An 18,688-nucleotide genomic window follows, 5' to 3' on the forward strand; every position below is an offset into this window, starting at 1 on the left:
AAGAGCCCCGCTACCGGTAGCGTATTGCCCGTGACTGATATGCAAAATGACCCACAGGCCCTAGCCGCACAGGCTGCACAGGCAATCGCCGAGCAGACCAACGTTGAAAAACACGATATTGCGCTCGTGCTGGGCTCCGGATGGGGCCAGGCCGCCGAACTGATCGGCGAGACCACCCACACCCTGGATGCCGCCACCATCCCCGGCTTCCACGCCCCGGCCGTACCTGGCCACAAAGGCAGCATTTCCTCGATCCTGACCGCCACCGGCAAGCGCGTGCTGGTCCTCGGCGCGCGGACCCACTACTACGAAGGCCGCGGCGTGCGCGCTGTGGTCCACCCGATCCGCACCGCGGCGGCTACCGGCTGCCAGCAGCTGGTGCTGACCAACGGTTGCGGCGGCTTGAACGAGAACTGGGCTCCGGGTACCCCGGTCATGATCTCGGATCACATCAACCTCACGGCCACTTCCCCATTGGAAGGCGCCACCTTCGTCGACCTGACCGACCTCTACTCCTCGCGCATTCGCGAGATCGCCCGGGAGGTGGACTCGAGCCTTGATGAAGGCGTCTACGCCCAGTTCACCGGACCGCATTACGAAACCCCTGCCGAAGTCCAGTACGCCAAGACCATCGGCGCCGACCTGGTTGGCATGTCCACCGCGTTGGAGGCCATCGCCGCACGCCACGCAGGCATGGAGATCTTCGGCATGTCCTTGGTGACCAACCTGGCAGCTGGCATCAGCCCGGTACCGCTGAGCCATGAAGAAGTCATCGAAGCCGGCCAGGCCGCGGGCCCGCGCATTTCCCAGCTGCTCGCACAGATCATCGCCAAGCTCTAAGCGGCACCGCGCAGCACCGGGAATCGCCGGCGTTCTTCTCCAAAGGAAAACAGTGAATCACACACAAAAGATCCAGCTCCTCGATGCAGCTGGCAAATGGGCGGCCCAGGATCCGGATCCGGAAACCCAGGCCGAGCTGCAACAGCTCATCGAGCGTGTCACCCAGGGCGACGCCCGGGCCTTTGACGACATCGCCGACCGGTTCAGCGGTGTGCTCGAGTTCGGCACGGCAGGCTTGCGTGCCGAACTCGGAGCTGGCCCGATGCGCATGAACCGGGTTGTGGTCATGCGCACCGCAGCGGGCATCGCCCGTTTCCTCAGCGAGAAGGCCGCCGGCCAGTACACCCCCAAGGTGGTCATCGGCTTTGACGCGCGCTTCAACTCGGATATCTTCGCCCAGGACTCCGCAGGAGTTTTCACCGCCGCGGGATTTGACGTGCTGCTGATGCCTTCGCCATTGCCCACCCCGGTGCTGGCCTGGGCCGTGCGCGAATTCTCTGCCGAAGCAGGGGTGATGGTCACGGCCAGCCACAACCCTCCCCGCGATAACGGGTACAAGGTCTACGTGGGCGGACGAATCACCGATGACTCGGGACGTGGAGCGCAGATCGTCTCCCCTATCGACGCGCAGATCGCCGGCCTCATCGACCATCGGCAACCGGTAGCCCAGATCGAGCGCGCAGCCTCCGGCTGGGAAGTTCTCCCTGCCCCCGGCACGGCAGGGGACATCGAAGCTGCCTACCTTGCAGCCATCAACCCGGTGATCGCCGCGCCAAAGAGCGAAGCGGACCCCCGCAAGAACCTGCGCGTTGTCGTCTCGGCCATGCACGGAGTGGGCGGGCACACCATGAAGCAGGCACTGCTCAATGCCGGATTCAGCGACATCCACATGGTTGCCGAGCAGGAACAACCAGATCCGCTCTTCCCCACCGTGGCCTTCCCCAACCCGGAAGAACCCGGAGCCATCGACTTGTCGCTCCAGCTGGCGCGCACGGTCGACGCGGATCTGGTCATCGCCAATGACCCGGATGCCGACCGCTGCGCCGCCGCGATCCTCGACGGCGGATCGTGGCGGATGCTGCGCGGCGACGAAGTGGGATGGCTGCTTGGCGACCAAATTGCCAAGGGCCTGCCGGAAGGCAAGAAGCTGGCCAATTCGATCGTTTCCTCGCGCATGCTGGCGGCCATCGCCAAAGATGCAGGGCGCGAACACGAAGAAACCCTGACCGGTTTCAAATGGATTTCGCGAGTAGAGGACTTGGGCTTCGGCTACGAAGAGGCCCTGGGCTACTGCGTCGCCCCCGACTTGGTCCGCGACAAGGACGGGATTTCCGCAGGAATCGTCTTGGCCGATTTGGCATCCGAGCTCAAGGCAGCAGGCGCTTCGCTGGCCGGCCGCCTTGACGAGCTGGCGGCAAAGCACGGAGTGCACGTGACCGATCAGCTATCGCTTCGCTTCACCGACCTGGCCCAGATCCCCGTATTGATGGATCGCTTCCGCCATCAGGCCCCCGAATCATTGGGCGGTTCCGAGGTTTCCGAGGTCACCGACCTGTCCGCGGGCACCGAAAAGCTCCCGGCCACCAACGCCATTATTTTGCATACCTTCAGTGGTGCACGCGTGATCGTTCGCCCATCGGGCACCGAGCCAAAACTCAAGTGCTACTTGGAAACCATTGAACCGGTTGACGACATTCACGGCGTACCGGCGGCCCGCCAACGAGCCACCGAACAGATCCAAGCCATCAAGAAGGAATTGGCAGCCTACCTGAATGCCAACTAGGCTTGCCCTTTCGAGACTTTCATTTGAATTGCTTGAGATCTTAATTGTTAGAGGAAAAGATGACTGAACTTACCGCCCGCGAAATCGCCGGCTACATAGATCACACCCTGCTGGCGCCAAATGCCTCGCGGGAACAGATTGTCCAAATCTGCGATGAAGCCAAGAAGTACGAATTCAAGTCGGTCTGCGTGAACCCGCTGTGGGTTTCCACCGTGGCTCGCGAGCTGGAAGGCACAGATGTGCTGACCTGCTCGGTGATCGGATTCCCGCTGGGCGCCTCCGCAACCGACACCAAGGTCTTTGAAACCAATCATGCGGTGGCCGATGGCGCCAACGAAATCGATATGGTCATCGATATCGCCGCAGCATTGCGCGGAGATCGTGATGCCCTGGTCAACGAGATCTTTGCTATTGCCCAAGCCGCCCACGAGGGTGGGGCCATCTTGAAGGTCATCATCGAAACCTGCCTGCTCACCGAGGAAGCCAAGGTGCTGGCCTGCGAGGCTGCCAAGGCCGCGGGTGCCGATTTCGTGAAGACCTCCACCGGATTCTCCACCGGCGGGGCCACTGTTGAAGACGTGGCCTTGATGCGCCGCACCGTGGGACCGGAATTGGGTGTCAAGGCCTCCGGCGGAGTGCGCAGCGTGGAGACCGCTCGTGCCATGATTGCCGCCGGCGCTACCCGACTGGGATCCAGCTCAGGAGTTGCTATCCTAGAAGGAGAGCAAAGCGGTTCCAGCTACTAGGACATCGCCCCTATCTGTTTCCCAAGGAGAAAAAGTGTACTCGAACGGCAAGAACACTGCCCATTCCGGTGAAGGCCGCCTTGTCGGCAACATCATCAACTTTGTGATCTTCTTCGTGATCTTCGCAGCCGGCATCTACACCCTGGGCTACTGGGAACTGGACAATGCCTGGTGGCCAACCCTGGCGGGCTTCGCGCTGATGTTCCTGGCCTTTGCCATTCCGATGCACCTGATGGGCCGCTCGGAAAAGTCCGAGGACCTGGTTGCAGCCAGCACTGCAAGCCAGAAGTAGCTTTTAGGCTTCTTGCGAAAGGTTGTCAGGCCCGCTGGGCCTGGCAGCCTTTCCTGTTTAACCGCATTCCCTGCCCCCGGGGCATAGTCCGCATAAACTGGGCCCATAAGTGAGACGTGGGAACAACGGGTGGAAGCCTACTGGGATACGAGTGCGGGCAAAAGCGCGGAAGAGCTTCGTGAAGAGCTTGGGGAGCTGCTCCAGGGCCGTGACCCCGCCGATCCGCGGGTGCTCTTTGAAATGGCTTCGCTGCATGACTTCCTGGGCGAAGAGGAACAGGCGGTTCTGCCTTATCAGCAGGCCTTGCAGGCGGGGCTAGGCGGTCAAAAGCAGGAAGAAGCGCTCATCCAGCTGGCAAGCACCCTGCGCAATCTGGGAGAGCCTGGGCAGGCGGTGGCCTTGCTGGAACAGATTCCGCCGTCCTCGCTTCTTCATGCAGACGCCCAGGGGTTTTTGGCCTTGGCGCTGCTGGATGCCGGCCGCAGCACCGAAGCGCTGCGCATCGCCATCACCGCGCTGGCGCCGCATGCCCGGCTCTATGGCCGGGCACTGGCTGCCTACGCCCAGGACCTTGACGTCCCGGGCGCAGCACAGCGCTAGTGCCCTCAAACAGCTAGGCAGTTGCCGGAGCAGGGGTCGGCTCAAAGATCGCGTAGAGAAGCTTTTCAGCCCATTCGAGGATCTCTTCATCTGCCAAGTCGCGGCCGCCAATCGGCGAGGTCTTGGGCTTGGGCAGGAAGATCGAATTCAGCGCCGGCTTGTTTGCAGCACCAGGGTACAGCCGTTCCAGGCGGACCTGGCGTGATGCCGGAAGGTCCTCGATCTTCGCTGGCGACAGCTTGATATTGTTTCCGATCTGCTGGATATCGTGCAGCCCCACGGCGCGTGCGCGAATACGCAGCGCGGCAACCCGCATGAGGTTCTCCACCGGCTGCGGCAACTTGCCATAGCGGTCCATAAGTTCCTCCCGCACCTCGGCGAGCGCCTCGGTGGTTTCCGCCGAGGCGATATTGCGGTAGGCCTCCAGGCGCAACCGTTCGCCGGGCACATAGTCGTGCGGCAGGTGGGCATTGACCGGCAAGTCGATCTTCATCTCGGTGGCTTCCTCTTCGCCCTCGCCCTTGTAGTCGGCCACGGCTTCGCCCACAAGCCGCAGGTACAGGTCGAAGCCCACACCGGCTATGTGCCCGGACTGCTCGCCGCCGAGCAGGTTGCCCGCGCCACGCAGTTCCAGGTCCTTCATCGCCAGCTGATAGCCGGAGCCGAGCTCGTTGTGCGCTGCGACGGCTTTCAGCCGCTCCAGGGCCACTTCGCCCAGCGGCTTCTCGACATCCCAGAGGAAGTAGGCATAGGCGCGTTCGCGGCCTCGGCCCACGCGGCCACGCAGCTGGTGAAGCTGAGAGAGGCCATAGTTGTTGGCCCGGTCCACGATCAGCGTGTTGGCGTTGGAAATATCCAGGCCGGTTTCGATGATGGTGGTGGAGACCAGGACGTCGAACTTCTTCTCCCAGAAGTCCTGGATGATCCGCTCCAGCCGCGATTCGCTCATCTTGCCGTGGGCCACTTCCACGCGTGCTTCAGGGACAAGCTCGCGAAGTTCGGCGGCCACCCGGTCGATGGAGCTCACGCGGTTGTGCACAAAGAACACCTGTCCATCGCGCATGAGCTCGCGCTTGATGGCAGCGGAGATCTGCTTGTCGCTGCGTGGACCCACATAGGTGAGCACAGGATGGCGTTCTTCCGGAGGCGTTGCCAAGGTGGAAGTCTCGCGGATGCCAGTCAATGACATTTCCAAGGTACGCGGGATCGGGGTGGCGCTCATGGCCAGCACATCCACATTGGTGCGCATCTTCTTGAGCTCTTCCTTGTGCTCGACGCCAAAGCGCTGTTCCTCGTCGACTATCACCAGGCCCAAGTTCTTGAACTCGACATTTTTGGACAAGAGCCGGTGCGTGCCGATGACGATATCCACGCTGCCATCCTTCAGCCCGGCCAGGATTTCCTTGGATTCCTTGGCGGTCTGGAAACGCGAGAGGGTTTTCACGCGCACCGGGAAGCCGGAATAGCGTTCGGTGAACGTCTGGTAGTGCTGGGAAGCGAGCAACGTGGTGGGCACCAATACTGCGACCTGGCGGGAATCCTGCACCGCCTTGAAGGCGGCACGCACCGCAATTTCGGTTTTGCCAAAGCCCACGTCGCCGGAAATCAGCCGGTCCATCGGGATTTCCTTCTCCATATCGGACTTCACCTCGTTGATGGCGGTGAGCTGATCCGGGGTCTCGATGAAGGCGAAGGCCTCTTCCAGCTCATGCTGCCATGGGGTGTCCTGCCCGAAGGCATGGCCGCGGCTGGCCATGCGCGCCGAGTACAGCTTGATCAGGTCGCCAGCGATTTCCTTGACCGCTTTGCGGGCCTTGGACTTGGTGCTGGCCCAATCCGAGCCGCCCATCTTGGACAGGGTCGGGGCTTCGCCGCCGACATAGCGGGTGACCATGTGCAACTGGTCCATCGGCACAAAGAGCCGGTCCCCCGGCGCCCCGCGCTTGGAAGACGCGTATTCCACCACAAGGTATTCGCGCTTGGCGTCCTTGCCTGAACCGTTGACCTTGCGCGCCATCAGCTCCACGAACTTGCCGATGCCGTGCTGCTCATGGACGATGTAGTCCCCGGCTTGCAGGCTCAGCGGGTCTACGGCATTGCGCTTTCGCTTGACGGTGAGCTTGCGGCCTTTGCGATTCGGGTAGGCGCTGGAACGCCCCAGCAGGTCGGCCTCGGTGAGCAATCCGAGTTTGAGCTCTTCGAAGACGAACCCGCGTCCGGCAGTTGCCTGGGTGATCTCAATCAGGCCCGGTGTTGGCGCCTGGGCGATATTCTCCACGCGATGGGCCGGGATGCTGAACTCTGCGAACAATTCAGCAAGGCGCTGTGCCGGGCCAGGACCCTCGGTAGCCACCACGAAGCGCCATTGGTCCTTGACTCGTCCTGCGATGAATTCCATCATCGCTTCGATATCCCCCTGGTAGCCGTGGGGTTCGCGGGCCGGGATGCGAATGGTCGAAGCGCCAAGATCGAGTTCTTCATCCGCGCCCATGGCCGTCAGCGCCCACCAGGACACCTTGGCTGCCTTGGCGTGGTTCAGGGTTTCTGCCAGTGACGCAAAGTCGCCGGTGGCGAGCTTGCGCTCGGAGTTGGCGGTGTTCAGATCCAGTGGCGCGCTGGCGCCGTCAGAAGCGGAGGCCCAGGCGGCTGCCAGGAATTCCGCGTTGGTGGCGTTGAGGTCCTGGGCGCGGGCGCGAACCCTTTCAGGCTCCATGATCAGGGCGATGGACGACTCTGGCAAAAGCGAGAGCAGGGGAACCATCTTGTCCACCAGCAGCGGTGCCAGTGATTCCATGCCTTCTACGGCGATGCCGCCGGCAATTTTGGTGAGCATTTCCTCGGCGGCGGGGAAATGGTTTTTCAAATTGGCTGCCCGGCTCATCACCTGTGGAGTGATCAGCATTTCACGGCAGGGGGTGGCAATGATTTTCTGCGGCCCTGCGTCATCGGTGGAGCGCTGGTCGGCGATGGCGAAGTAGCGCATGGAATCGATCTGGTCGCCGAAGAAATCGATGCGCACCGGGTGGTCAAGGGTTGGCGGGAAGACATCGATGATGCCGCCGCGGACCGCGAATTCGCCTCGGTGGGTCACCATGTCGACACGGGCGTAGGCGGCAGCGGCCAAATCCTTGATGACCTGGTCGAAACCTGGTTCGTCGTCGAGCTCCAAGGTCACCGGGCGCAGTTCTCCCAGGCCGGCAACCAGCGGCTGGAGCACGGCGCGGATTGGCGCGATCACTACGCTGAGGCTTTCATCCCGCTGATGCAGCCTGCGCAGCACCTCCAGCCGGCGCCCCACGGTGTCGCTGCGCGGCGAGAGGCGTTCGTGCGGCAGGGTTTCCCACGAGGGGAATTCGGCAATCTGCTCTGCAGGGACATAGGCGCTGAGCGAACTGGACACTTCTTCTGCTTCGCGTCCGGTCGCGGTGACAATGAGCGTCAGCCCAGAGTGATTGCTCTCGTGCAGTGCCTGGCTGATATGGGCCGAGAGGATAGCGCGCATGCCCTGCGGGGCCGCGATCTCCAGGTCTTCGCTTCGAGTGGAGAAGCCATTGGCTGCACTGTGCTGGATGCGGCGGAAGGATGGCTCCTCGCGCAGGAAGTCATGAAGTCCATTCAGGCTCATGGGGATTTCGTATCCTCTCGTGCAGGCGCTTGGAGCAGTGCGCCCAGTGGTGGATCTGGGCGGAAACGACACCACGAACACCGACCGCAAATTTTTTCCGCGGCCGGCTCAACGCCAATATGTTGTTTTAGGTGCAGTCCTAGCCTACCTAATACATCCCACCGGATAGGGTTAATAGTGTCCGTCCCCGGGCGAGCAATCCTTGCTTGCCCGGCCAGCCAAATTTCCAGATTGGGATTAGCTTTTATGGCATTGAATGCAAGCACTCAGATCAGCCACCCTGCACAGCAGGTTATCGCTACCTTGAGCGATCGTGGCTTCGCCGAGCATCTGACCAAGGTTGCCAACGGCACTTTGAATGAATTCACCGTAGATGGCGATATCGCTGGTGCCTTCACCTTGACGACGGTCCGCTCAGTGCCTACCGACCGAGTCCCGGATATTGCGCGAAAGTTTGTCGGCTCTTCCATCGAGATCACCCAGGTCGAGAAGTGGAGCGCACCAGATGCTGCCGGAAGCCGGTCTGCGACAGTGCAGATCACCGTTGGCGGTGTACCAGTGTCGGTCAGCGGCACCGAGCAGCTCACCGGCCAGGGGGAGGTTTCCGAGCTCGCTGTGGATGCCAAGGTCTCCTCGTCGATTCCTTTTATCGGGGGCAAGCTGGCCTCCGCCGCCGAGCCATACATTGGCAAGGCCTTGAACCTGCAGGCTGCCCAGGTCAACGCCTGGCTTTCCAAGTAAGCCGCAGCAGCTGTAGCTTGATCCCCCATAGATCCCCGGATGTGCGATTTTCGCAATACGTCCGGGGATTTGTGGTCCCCCGCACTGATCGCGATAGGGTGGAAACAGGTGTGCCGGGAAGTCTGGTCGGCGAGAAATATTCATTTAACGAACTAAGCGAGTTAAACGCATGAGCCAAACTCCGTCTTCGGGTTCCGGCAAGAACCTGTTTTCACGCCCAAGCTACAAAGAGTCAGTGCGCATCGGAGATATCCTGCGCAAGGAAACCGTCGGTGGCATGGTGCTCATCGCCGGCGCCCTGCTGGCCTTGATCTGGGCAAACACTCCCCTGCGCGAATCCTATTTTGCGCTTCGCGATTTCCACTTTGGCCCGACCCTCTTCGGTGTCGACCTTAACCTGTCCATCGGCCACTGGGCTGCCGACGCGCTGCTCGCGGTGTTCTTCTTCCTCACCGGCCTTGAGCTGAAAAAAGAATTTGTCATCGGTGACCTGCGCAATGTCAAGACTGCTGCGGTTCCCGTGGCCGCTGCCTTTGGCGGCGTGCTGGTACCAGCCCTGATTTTCATGGCTGTAGCGGCCGGTTCCGGAGGCGGTGCGGAGCTGCTTCGCGGCTGGGCCATCCCGACGGCTACCGACATTGCCTTTGCGGTTGCCGTTCTCGCCGTAATTGGTTCAGCACTGCCTGCGGCGCTGCGCATCTTCCTGCTGACGCTGGCGGTTGTGGACGACTTGATCGCCATTGTGATCATTGCTGTGGTCTTCACCGATGAGCTCAAGCTGTCCTACTTGGGGCTCGCGCTGATCCCGATCATCCTGTTTACCGTCCTGGCCCGCTACCTTGGCAAGTTCTTCGCCAAGCATGCTTGGGGCGCCTGGGTCATCTTGTTGCCGCTGGGCATCATCACCTGGATCTTCGTCTTCGGTTCGGGCATTCACGCCACGATCGCTGGCGTGGTCCTGGGCTTCTGCGTCCCGGTCAAGCGCACCGATGGACGCGAAGGCGTCGGGCTGGCAGAACAGTTCGAACACCGTTTCCGTCCGTTGTCTTCCGGTTTTTGCATCCCCATCTTCGCCTTCTTTGCCGCGGGGGTGACCGTGGTTTCCTCTGATCCCGGCAGCGGCAATGTCTTGGCCGACCCGGTCTTCTGGGGCATCGTCCTGGGCCTGGTTATCGGCAAGCCGATTGGCATCATGGGCTTCACCTGGTTGCTGACCAAGTTCACGAAGGCTTCCTTGGACAAAGACGCCCAGTGGGGCGACCTGCTCGGCGTGACGCTGCTGGCGGGCATTGGCTTCACGGTCTCGCTCCTGGTTTCCGAACTGTCCTTCGGCTTGGAATCGCCGCACTACGAGCATGCCAAGGTGGCCATCCTCAGCGGTTCGTTCCTCGCTGCGATCCTCGGCGCCCTCTGGCTGGTGCCTCGTAACCGCCGCTACAAGGTCATCAACGAGCGCGAGACGCGCGATGACAACAAGGACGGCGTTCCCGACGTCTACCAGGATGAGGACAACAACTAGGTTTCGGCCCATCTGGCATGCATTAAAAGACTGTGGCGCTTGACCTCCGCGAAGGAGGGCAAGCGCCACAGTTCTATGCAGGCTGGCTACTTGTTGGCACCGAGCATCGCCGCCTCGGCGGCAACCCACGCCAGCATCGCGCACTTGACGCGTGCAGGGAACTTGGAGACGCCCACGAATGCGGCAGCATCCTCCAGCACCTCTTCATCCGGCTCGAAGTTTCCCTTGGAGCGCATCATCTCGCGGAAGATCTCCAGCTTGTCCAAGAACTCGTCCTTGGTCAACTCTGGAAGCATCTCGCTGAGCACCGAAGCGGAAGCCATGGAGATGGAACAGCCATCGCCTTCCCAGCTCATGGATTCAAAATGGTCTTCATCGTTCAACTCCACGCGGACCCGGATCTGGTCGCCACAGATGGGGTTGTGCTGGTGCGATTCACCGTGCAGGTGCCCCGCGGTGGCCTCCACCAGCGGCGAGCCGATGCGCCGCTTGGAATGATCCAGGATGACCTGTTGGTACAGCTGATCTAATTCGTTCACTTAGACTCCAAAGTATTCACGCACGGTGCCCAAGGCATCGATAAGCGCCTTGATGTCTTCTTCCGTGTTGTACAGATAAGTGCTTGCCCGGGTGGTGGCAGTGATGCCCAGGGCGCGGTGCAGCGGCTGGGCGCAGTGGTGGCCCACACGCACGGCGATGCCTCGCGAATCCAGGTACTGTCCGACGTCGTGCGGGTGCACGCCGAGAACTTCAAATGGCACGGTGCCGATGCGAGGGGCATCGCTCGGGCCGAACACCCGGACGCCGTCAATCTTGGACAGGCCTTCATAGAGCATTGCGCCGAGGTGCTCTTCCCACTGCGCAATGCGGTCCATGCCGATCTCCTGCAGGTAGCTGACCGCGGTGGCCAGTCCGTGGGTCTGCGCGATGCGCTGGGTTCCGGCTTCGAACCGCTGCGGAGCAGGCAAGAATTGAGCGTGTTCCATGTCTACAACGGTGATCATTGAACCGCCGGTGAGGAATGGCGGCATGGCGTTCAGCAATTCTTCGCGGCCGTACAGGGCGCCGATACCAGTCGGGCCGAGCATCTTGTGGCCGGAGAAGGCCATGAAGTCCACGTCGAGTTCCTTGACGTCTACCGGCAGGTGCGGCACCGACTGGCAGCCATCGAGCACGGTCAAAGCGCCGACCTTGCGGGCCGCATCAACGAAACGCCGGGTGTCGGTGATGGTTCCCAGCACGTTGGAAACGTGGGTGAATGCCACCAGCTTGGTTTTCTCGGTGACCAGTTCATCAAGCAGGTCATATCGAAGTGCGCCATCTTCGGCTACCGGGACATAGCGCAACGTAGCACCGGTGCGGAAGGCCAGTTCCTGCCAGGGGATCAGGTTGGCGTGGTGCTCGATTTCGGTGGTGAGGATTTCGTCGCCCGGTCCGATGCGGAAGCGGGCTGCTTCTTCGCCCCCTCGCCCCAAAGAGGCATTGGACATCGAGTAGCTGATCAGGTTCAGCGCCTCTGTGGCATTAGAGGTCCACACCAGCTCGTTGGTGCGTGCTCCGATGAACTTGGCTACGGTCTCGCGTGCCTCTTCATAAATCTCGGTGGCTTCAACGGCCAGGGTGTGAGCGCCACGGTGCACTGCGGCATTGGCGTTCTCGTAGAAGTGCTGCTCCGCTTCATAGACGCAGCGCGGCTTCTGGCTGGTGGCTCCTGAGTCCAAGTACACGACGTCGGTACCGTTGACTTGGTGCTCCAGAATTTCAAAATCTGCCTTGATGCGCTGAACCTCGACGGCACTGAGCGATACCTGGGCTTCTGGCTGACCGGTCATCGTCTGCACGTGGTCCTCCGAATAATTGTCATGGGCTGCCTTTCAGTCTTGGCGATCAAGCGCCAATGACGGATTAGGCAAGGTGTACATTGGGTAATTATTCCACTCCGGAGCAAGAAGCACATCTAAGTTTGGCCTTAGTAAGTAACACCTCAAACGGTGCCATTAACAGATCAAGGACCGCGGTGAGCCGGTTGGGCCTTTCCGCGATCCTCGATAATTCATCCGCACGCTGCACGGCAGCGTCCTGCGAATCAGCTGGTATGAAATTTGGTTTGGGCCGCTTCAAGCCCTGAGCTCATCAGCAGCTCAACTGCGTCAGCACAGTTATCTATCAAGAACGGGAGATCTTGCTTCTCGGTCTTGGAGAAATCCTGCAAGACCCATTTAGCCGTATCCATGCGCCCTGGTGGACGTCCAACACCCGCGCGTACACGCAGGTAGTCCTTGGAGCCCATGGCCTTGGAGATATCGCGCAGGCCGTTATGGCCGCCTTCTCCCCCGCCGCGCTTGAGCTTGATGGTGTCAAAAGGAATATCGATTTCATCGTGCACAACGATCAGGCGATCAACGCCGATGCCGAAGAACTTCGCGGCATTGGCGACCGGGCCGCCGGAGAGGTTCATGAAAACCATCGGCTTGGCCAGCACGATCCGCGGACCGCCAACACCCATGCGCCCCTCGACTACCTGCGAGCGGGAAGAGTGCGTCTTGAATTTCGAGCCGATCCGATTGGCCAGCTCATCGAGCACCATCTGCCCGATATTGTGTCTATTGCCAGCGTAGCCGGACCCGGGGTTCCCGAGTCCGGCTACGAGCCAAGTGCCATCACTCATGATGCTTAGCTAATGCCTATTTCGCTGGAATTAGGCAGCGATGATCAGGTCAAGGTGATCAACGGTGCGGTTCAGCGCGTGGATCTGGATGTCCTTGATGGCGGTCTTGACGGTCTTGCCGTCGATGTTCAGAACCAGCTCAACACCGCGGTCGCGAACGGCCAGGGTAGTTTCGCGGGCTGGAAGCAGCACGTGCTGTGGCTCGGAGCCTGCACCGTAAACAACTGCTGGGATCTGGCCGTCGCGGCGAGCCTGGCGGGCAGCGCCCTTGCCGAAATCGCTACGTACAACGGCGTCAAGGTTGACAGATGCCATGATAATTCTCCTTAGGAAATGAATGCTTCGTTAAGGCCCTTGCGTGGACTCGGGAAGCATCCAACATCTAGGAGATGAAAGAGCTTGTCCGGCCTTGTCGATAACGGTCCCACCATCTCTGGTGTTTCCCTCGCCTGGGCACAGTCAACAATTCTACCAGCTGTGATCGCCAGCGAGAAAACCTGTAGCGAACGCCACTAAACCCGGCCTTTGCTCACCGGTCTTGGAAAACAAAAGTATCGGCCAGCGCAAAACCGTGGGTGTCATCGCAGCGATAGCCGCGCAACCACACCGCGCCTTCCACCACCCGCAGATAGAATCCTCGCGGAAAGCCCTCGTCTCCCAGTGCTGCGGAAGAGATGGTCAGTGAATCCCTTGACGCCGCTTGGTCCAGGAATTCCAGTCGCAGATAAGGCCCGGTGATGGCAGGGCATAGGCCTAATCCACTGCTGATCGCGCGGTCGAAGATTTCTGGCAAAGTTGCTCCGGCGTCCAGCCCCAGCTGTTGCACAGTGCGGCTAACCAGGTTCAGCATGCGGACTGGCGCTATGCGCTCGAAGATCTCATGGGCCAGCAGGACCTTGGCATAGTCATTGAGCTGCACGCCGGCTTCGGCCATTCGCTGCTGCAGGTGGGCACGTTCGAGCCCTCCGAGGGTGACCTGCCGTGTTCCGAACTCCATGCTTGGCCTTCCGGGAAATTGATCCGCCACGGGTGATGGCTTAACCGCCTCTGGCCGGCACCCGAAGGTACCGGCCAGAGGCGTTGCGAAACGAGGGCTGCTAGGCGCGGCCGTCAAACAGGTTCGTGACCGAACCGTCGTGGAATACTTCCGAGATAGCGCGAGCGATCGTCGGTGCAATGGAAAGCACCGTCAGGTTCTCAAAACGCTTCTCTTCAGGGATCGGCAGGGTGTTGGTGACAACAACCTCGCGGGCACCGCACTCAGCCAAGCGCTGGGCTGCCGGGTCCGAGAAGACCGCGTGGGTAGCGGCAATGATGACATCCTTGGCGCCAGCTTCCTTCAGCACGCGCACTGCGCCTGCGATGGTTCCGCCGGTGTCGATCATGTCGTCAATCAGGATCGCGGTGCGGCCCTCGACCTGGCCAACCACGGTCTTGGACTCTGCCTGGTTCGGCACGGTCAAGTCGCGGGACTTGTGCACGAAGGCCAGCGGTGCGCCGCCCAAGCGATCTGCCCACTGCTCGGCCACGCGAACGCGTCCGGTATCCGGGGAAACCACGGTGACTTCGTTGACGTCAACCTTGGACTTGATGTAGTCAGCCAGCAGCGGGAAGCCGAAGAGGTGGTCGACCGGGCCGTCGAAGAAGCCCTGGATCTGCGCGGTGTGCAGGTCGCAGGAAATCACGCGATCCGCGCCGGCAGTCTTGAACAGGTCGGCAACCAGGCGGGCCGAGATCGGCTCGCGGCCACGGCCCTTCTTGTCCTGGCGTGCGTAGGGGTAGAACGGTGCCACCACGGTGATGCGGCGGGCCGAGGCACGCTTCATCGAGTCGATCATGATCAGCTGTTCCATCAGCCAGTTGTTCAGCGGTGCCGGGTAGGACTGCAGCAGGAAGACGTCCTTGCCGCGAACCGACTCATCCGAGCGAACGTAGATCTCGCCATTGGCGAAGTCGTAGGCGTTCAGCGGCAGCAGTTCGGTGCCCAGTTCCTTGGCGACCTCGGCGGCTAGTTCCGGGTGTGCGCGACCGCTGGCCAGCACCAGCTTTTTGTCGACGTTATGGCTGATTTCACTCATTGGGTATGCTTTCTCGCTCGCTTCGCTATCACGTATGAGGTTGTTGTCGAGGAAATTAAGTCCGTGGCCGGATTACTCGGTGCCCGAGGAATTCAGGGAGGACTTGAATGCGGCGTCAGCCGAAGGGGTCCCCGGACGCTTTTCAAGCGTCCAGCCCTCGGTATTGCGCTGCGGAGCCACAGACAGTGCCAAAGCACCGGCCGGGACGTTCTTGCGGACGATGGCGCCTGCACCAGTGTACGCGCCATCCCCGATTTCAACCGGGGCGACAAATACCGTGTTGGAGCTGGTGCGCACATGCGAACCGATCTTGGTCCGGTGCTTCTTTTCACCATCGTAGTTCGCGGTGATATTGCCGCACCCGATGTTGGTGAATTCACCGATTTCAGCGTCCCCGGCGTAGCCGAGGTGCGAGAGCTTGGAGCCACGGCCAATCGTGACGTTCTTGGTTTCGTAGAAGGCGCCGATCTTGCCATCGGTGCCCAGCTCGGTGCCCGGGCGCAGGTAGGCGAAGGGGCCAACCGAGGCACCTTCGGAAATCCGCGAATCGGTGGCGTCGGTGCGCTTGACGATGGCCCGCTGGCCGACGACAACATTGGTCAAGGTGGTGTCCGGGCCCACGGTGGCGTTATCGCCAATGATGGTCCGGCCGTGCAGCTGGGTTCCCGGCTTCAGCGTGGCGTCGCGGCCGATGATCACCTCGGCATCAATCCAGGTGGTGGCCGGATCGACGATGGTCACGCCCTCGCGCATCCAGAATTCAGCTTTGCGCTGGTTGTAGATGCGGGCCAAGTTGGAAATCTGGACGCGGTCGTTCGCGCCTTCGATCTGCCAGCGGTCCGAGATCTGCGAGGAAGCCACCCGGCCGCCGCGAGCGCGGGCGATGGCCAGCACGTCGGTCAGGTACATTTCGCCCTGCGCGTTCTCGGTGGTGACCTCGGTCAGCGCCGAACGCAGCATCTTGGTGTCGAAGGCGTAGATGCCGGAGTTGATTTCCTTGATCAACAGCTCGTCAGCCGAGGCGTCCTTCTGCTCGCGGATGCCGGCGACGTCGCCGTTCTCATCGCGCAGGATGCGCCCGTACCCGTTGGGGTCTTCAAGCGAGGTGGTCAGCACGGTCACCGAGTTGCGGTTGGCCTCGTGGGTGGCCACCAGATCCAGCAGCACTTCGCTGGTGAGCAATGGCACATCGCCATAGGTCACAACGGTGGTGCCTTCAAGGGCTGGATCGATGGCGTCCAGGCCCTGCTGGACTGCGCGGCCGGTGCCTGGAATCTCATCCTGGTCGGCGATGGTGATGGACGGGAACTGGCTGAGAATGTGCTCGGCAACCAGGTCGCGCTGGTGGCGGACGACGGCCACAAGGTTTTTTGGCTGCAGTGCCGAGGCAGCATGAAGCGCATGGGCAATCATGGAGCGACCTGCGATTTCGTGCATGATCTTCGGCTTGGCCGACTTCATCCGGGTACCGGCCCCGGCGGCTAGGACGATGACAGCAACTGGTGCATTGGCCTGATCGCTCAAGTGCGCTCTCCTGCAGATTAGATTCAAGGTTTTGGGCAGAGAAGAAAACCCTTAGACAAGTCTAACGTGCGCAGCGAGCGGGGCTGAACTGGTTAAAGAATAAAAGCGCCACCTGCGCGACGCTTTATCTGTAGTTCCGCCCCTAGGATTCGAACCTAGAATACACAGCTCCAAAGGCTGGAGTGTTGCCATTACACCAGGGCGGAAAATGGCTTATGCAGGTCATGCCCGACAAGCACGCTAATTATTCTGCCATGTTCGCCCCCATTGAGCGAAATCGCAAAACGCCATGGCTAAATAGAGGTGCGCCATGGCGGTTGCCGTCCACCAGTCCACGCCGATTTGCACTCGGAACGTAAAATGGAAATCGTGGCTCATTTACTCGGGGGCGAAGCCCTACATCTGGAATATCCCACCCATACCGTCTTCGACTCGGTCACCATCGGCATTTCCGATGGCGACCGCATCGGCCTGGTGGGACGCAACGGCGAAGGCAAATCCTCGCTGCTCGGCATGCTCTCGGGCAAGATCGAGCCCAATTCCGGACGGGTCACCCTGCGCAACGGTCTGCGCGTGGGCGTGCTGGACCAGTCCGACACCCTGGATCCGGAAGCCACCGTGCACTACAGCGTGGTCGGCGAGATGGACGACCACGAGTGGGCTGGCGAAGCGCGCATCCGCGACATTATTTCGGGCCTGGTTGCCGACCTTGATTGGGAGGCCTCCATCGGCACCCTCTCCGGCGGCCAGCGCCGCCGTGTAGCCCTGGCGGCATTGCTGGTGCAGGACTGGGATGTCGTCATCCTGGATGAGCCAACCAACCATTTGGATGTCGAAGGCATCTCCTGGCTGGCTGGCCACATCAACAACCGCTGGTCCAAGAATGCCGGCGGCCTGATGGTTGTCACCCACGACCGCTGGTTCCTCGACGCGGTCTGCACCACTACGTGGGAAGTGCACGACCGGCTGGTTGAGCCTTTTGAAGGCGGCTACGCCGCCTACGTATTGCAGCGCGTGGAACGCGACCGCATTGCCGCGGTCACCGAGAACAAGCGCCAGAACATGATGAAGAAGGAACTGGCCTGGTTGCGCCGCGGCGCCCCGGCCCGTACGTCCAAGCCGAAGTTCCGCATCGAGGCCGCCAACCAGCTGATCGCCGATGTGCCACCGGCACGCAACCCGCTGGAACTGCAGAAGATGGCCACCAGCCGTTTGGGCAAGGACGTCATCGACCTGCTGGATACCGAGGTGTCCTTCGGAGCCAAGCAGGTGCTCAAGCCGTTCACCTGGCGGATCGGGTCTGGCGAACGCACCGGCCTGCTCGGAGCCAACGGCGCAGGAAAGTCCACGCTGCTGGGCTTGATTGCCGGCACCGTGGAGCCAACCGGCGGCAAGATCAAGCGCGGCCAGACCGTGAAGCTGGCGGTGCTCGACCAGCAGTTCCGCGAGCTGGAGACCATTGGCCAGGACAAGGTCCGCGAAATCCTGGGCCGCTACCGCACCACCTTTAACGTCGACGGCAAGGACCTGACCCCGGCCCAGCTGCTGGAGCGGCTCGGTTTCTCCTCGGCGCACCTGTCCACCAAGGTCGCCGAGCTCTCCGGCGGCCAGCGCCGCCGCTTGCAGCTGCTGATGATCCTGATGGACGAGCCGAATGTGATGATCCTCGATGAGCCGACCAACGATGTCGATACCGACATGCTGGCAGCCCTGGAAGACCTCTTGGATTCCTGGCCAGGCACGTTGATCGTGGTCTCCCACGACCGCTACCTGCTGGAGCGTGTCACCGACCAGCAATACGCCATCCTTGGCGGGCACTTCCGCCATGTGCCCGGCGGCGTGGATGAATACCTCAAGCTGCGTGCCGCTGAAGGATCGACCGGTGGGTCCAACCCCTCGCAGTCGCAGGGCTCCTCGTCGGCGGCCAAGCCTGCAGGCCCATCGGGCGCCGAACTGCGCGCAGCGCAAAAAGAGCTGAACGCCAATGAGCGCAAGGTCGGCCAGCTGAACGAAAAGATCGCCAAGGTCCACGCCAAGATGGCCGATCACGACCAGAGCGACTACGAGGGCCTGGGCAAATTCACCGCGGAAATCGATGAATACCAGAGCCAGATTGACCAGCTGGAAGAGCGCTGGCTGGAATTGACGGAAATGCTTGAGTAGCCCCAGTTAGCCCCAAAAGTATTATGTGTTGGCCCGGAATCCTGACGACAGGTTCCGGGCCAGCGTCGCATTTGGCCATCGGTGCACCTGATCCGGCAACAGCATGGCA

The 18,688-nt window shown here is 61.3% G+C and carries 15 protein-coding genes, 1 tRNA gene and 1 pseudogene; 8 read left to right on the forward strand and 9 right to left on the reverse strand.

Annotated features, from left to right (window positions below):
• The first annotated feature begins 24 nt into the window (after nt 1-24).
• From H6F58_RS05550 to H6F58_RS05570, 5 genes are all read left to right on the forward strand, one after another.
• Nucleotides 25-840, forward strand: coding sequence for a purine-nucleoside phosphorylase (locus tag H6F58_RS05550; RefSeq protein ID WP_098945491.1), 816 nt, complete (start codon nt 25-27; stop codon nt 838-840).
• Nucleotides 841-892: 52 nt separating this feature from the next.
• Nucleotides 893-2,623, forward strand: a complete 1,731-nt coding sequence (locus H6F58_RS05555) for a phospho-sugar mutase (protein WP_261382923.1) — start codon at nt 893-895, stop codon at nt 2,621-2,623.
• A 59-nt stretch (nt 2,624-2,682) separates the two neighbouring features.
• Nucleotides 2,683-3,369: a deoxyribose-phosphate aldolase gene (gene deoC, locus H6F58_RS05560; RefSeq protein ID WP_146277854.1), complete on the forward strand. Its 687-nt coding sequence runs from the start codon at nt 2,683-2,685 to the stop codon at nt 3,367-3,369.
• Between the two features lie 34 nt (nt 3,370-3,403).
• Entirely contained in the window at nt 3,404-3,661 is a 258-nt protein-coding gene (locus H6F58_RS05565) for a hypothetical protein (protein ID WP_060700896.1), read from the forward strand.
• A gap of 129 nt (nt 3,662-3,790) precedes the next feature.
• Nucleotides 3,791-4,261 (forward strand): tetratricopeptide repeat protein, encoded by a 471-nt coding sequence (locus H6F58_RS05570; RefSeq protein ID WP_348536372.1) that lies wholly within the window; start codon nt 3,791-3,793, stop codon nt 4,259-4,261.
• A 13-nt stretch (nt 4,262-4,274) separates the two neighbouring features.
• On the opposite strand, the gene mfd is transcribed toward H6F58_RS05570, so the two are convergent.
• Nucleotides 4,275-7,886: a transcription-repair coupling factor gene (mfd, locus tag H6F58_RS05575; RefSeq protein ID WP_146277852.1), complete on the reverse strand. Its 3,612-nt coding sequence runs from the start codon at nt 7,884-7,886 to the stop codon at nt 4,275-4,277.
• A gap of 246 nt (nt 7,887-8,132) precedes the next feature.
• On the opposite strand from mfd, the gene H6F58_RS05580 reads away from it, so the two are divergent.
• Nucleotides 8,133-8,627, forward strand: coding sequence for a DUF2505 domain-containing protein (locus tag H6F58_RS05580; protein ID WP_060700894.1), 495 nt, complete (start codon nt 8,133-8,135; stop codon nt 8,625-8,627).
• A 169-nt stretch (nt 8,628-8,796) separates the two neighbouring features.
• Entirely contained in the window at nt 8,797-10,146 is a 1,350-nt protein-coding gene (nhaA, locus tag H6F58_RS05585) for a Na+/H+ antiporter NhaA (protein ID WP_186468025.1), read from the forward strand.
• A gap of 86 nt (nt 10,147-10,232) precedes the next feature.
• Here nhaA and sufU read toward each other — a convergent pair whose 3' ends face one another.
• From sufU to H6F58_RS05625, 8 genes and pseudogenes are all read right to left on the reverse strand, one after another.
• Nucleotides 10,233-10,685 (reverse strand): Fe-S cluster assembly sulfur transfer protein SufU, encoded by a 453-nt coding sequence (gene sufU, locus H6F58_RS05590; protein ID WP_146277851.1) that lies wholly within the window; start codon nt 10,683-10,685, stop codon nt 10,233-10,235.
• Nucleotides 10,686-11,978: a SufS family cysteine desulfurase gene (locus H6F58_RS05595; protein ID WP_146278272.1), complete on the reverse strand. Its 1,293-nt coding sequence runs from the start codon at nt 11,976-11,978 to the stop codon at nt 10,686-10,688. It abuts the gene before it with no gap.
• A gap of 254 nt (nt 11,979-12,232) precedes the next feature.
• Nucleotides 12,233-12,814, reverse strand: a complete 582-nt coding sequence (gene pth, locus H6F58_RS05600) for an aminoacyl-tRNA hydrolase (RefSeq protein ID WP_146277850.1) — start codon at nt 12,812-12,814, stop codon at nt 12,233-12,235.
• A gap of 42 nt (nt 12,815-12,856) precedes the next feature.
• Nucleotides 12,857-13,129: pseudogene (locus tag H6F58_RS05605) on the reverse strand (50S ribosomal protein L25); the annotation flags it as partial.
• A 214-nt stretch (nt 13,130-13,343) separates the two neighbouring features.
• The gene (locus H6F58_RS05610) at nt 13,344-13,811 is read right to left on the reverse strand and encodes a hypothetical protein (RefSeq protein WP_146277849.1); all 468 of its coding nucleotides are present in this window, start codon (nt 13,809-13,811) and stop codon (nt 13,344-13,346) included.
• A gap of 100 nt (nt 13,812-13,911) precedes the next feature.
• The gene (locus tag H6F58_RS05615; protein WP_146277848.1) at nt 13,912-14,892 is read right to left on the reverse strand and encodes a ribose-phosphate diphosphokinase; all 981 of its coding nucleotides are present in this window, start codon (nt 14,890-14,892) and stop codon (nt 13,912-13,914) included.
• A gap of 72 nt (nt 14,893-14,964) precedes the next feature.
• Nucleotides 14,965-16,416 (reverse strand): bifunctional UDP-N-acetylglucosamine diphosphorylase/glucosamine-1-phosphate N-acetyltransferase GlmU, encoded by a 1,452-nt coding sequence (glmU, locus tag H6F58_RS05620; RefSeq protein ID WP_146277847.1) that lies wholly within the window; start codon nt 16,414-16,416, stop codon nt 14,965-14,967.
• Between the two features lie 134 nt (nt 16,417-16,550).
• A tRNA-Gln gene (locus H6F58_RS05625) sits at nt 16,551-16,622 on the reverse strand.
• Between the two features lie 163 nt (nt 16,623-16,785).
• Between H6F58_RS05625 and H6F58_RS05630 the strand changes: the two genes are divergently transcribed.
• The gene (locus H6F58_RS05630; protein ID WP_195181285.1) at nt 16,786-18,579 is read left to right on the forward strand and encodes an ABC-F family ATP-binding cassette domain-containing protein; all 1,794 of its coding nucleotides are present in this window, start codon (nt 16,786-16,788) and stop codon (nt 18,577-18,579) included.
• Nucleotides 18,580-18,688: the final 109 nt, after the last annotated feature.

Source organism: Glutamicibacter sp. FBE19 (assembly GCF_015524875.1).
GTDB classification, from domain to species: domain Bacteria; phylum Actinomycetota; class Actinomycetes; order Actinomycetales; family Micrococcaceae; genus Glutamicibacter; species Glutamicibacter halophytocola.

Excerpts from the sequence above, each read along its gene's own strand:
- H6F58_RS05595 (WP_146278272.1), bottom strand. The coding sequence starts at position 11,978 with ATGACCGGTCAGCCAGAAGCCCAGGTATCGCTCAGTGCCGTCGAGGTT.
- mfd (WP_146277852.1), bottom strand. The coding sequence starts at position 7,886 with ATGAGCCTGAATGGACTTCATGACTTCCTGCGCGAGGAGCCATCCTTC.
- H6F58_RS05615 (WP_146277848.1), bottom strand. The coding sequence starts at position 14,892 with ATGAGTGAAATCAGCCATAACGTCGACAAAAAGCTGGTGCTGGCCAGC.
- deoC (WP_146277854.1), top strand. The coding sequence starts at position 2,683 with ATGACTGAACTTACCGCCCGCGAAATCGCCGGCTACATAGATCACACC.
- nhaA (WP_186468025.1), top strand. The coding sequence starts at position 8,797 with ATGAGCCAAACTCCGTCTTCGGGTTCCGGCAAGAACCTGTTTTCACGC.
- H6F58_RS05580 (WP_060700894.1), top strand. The coding sequence starts at position 8,133 with ATGGCATTGAATGCAAGCACTCAGATCAGCCACCCTGCACAGCAGGTT.
- H6F58_RS05610 (WP_146277849.1), bottom strand. The coding sequence starts at position 13,811 with ATGGAGTTCGGAACACGGCAGGTCACCCTCGGAGGGCTCGAACGTGCC.
- pth (WP_146277850.1), bottom strand. The coding sequence starts at position 12,814 with ATGAGTGATGGCACTTGGCTCGTAGCCGGACTCGGGAACCCCGGGTCC.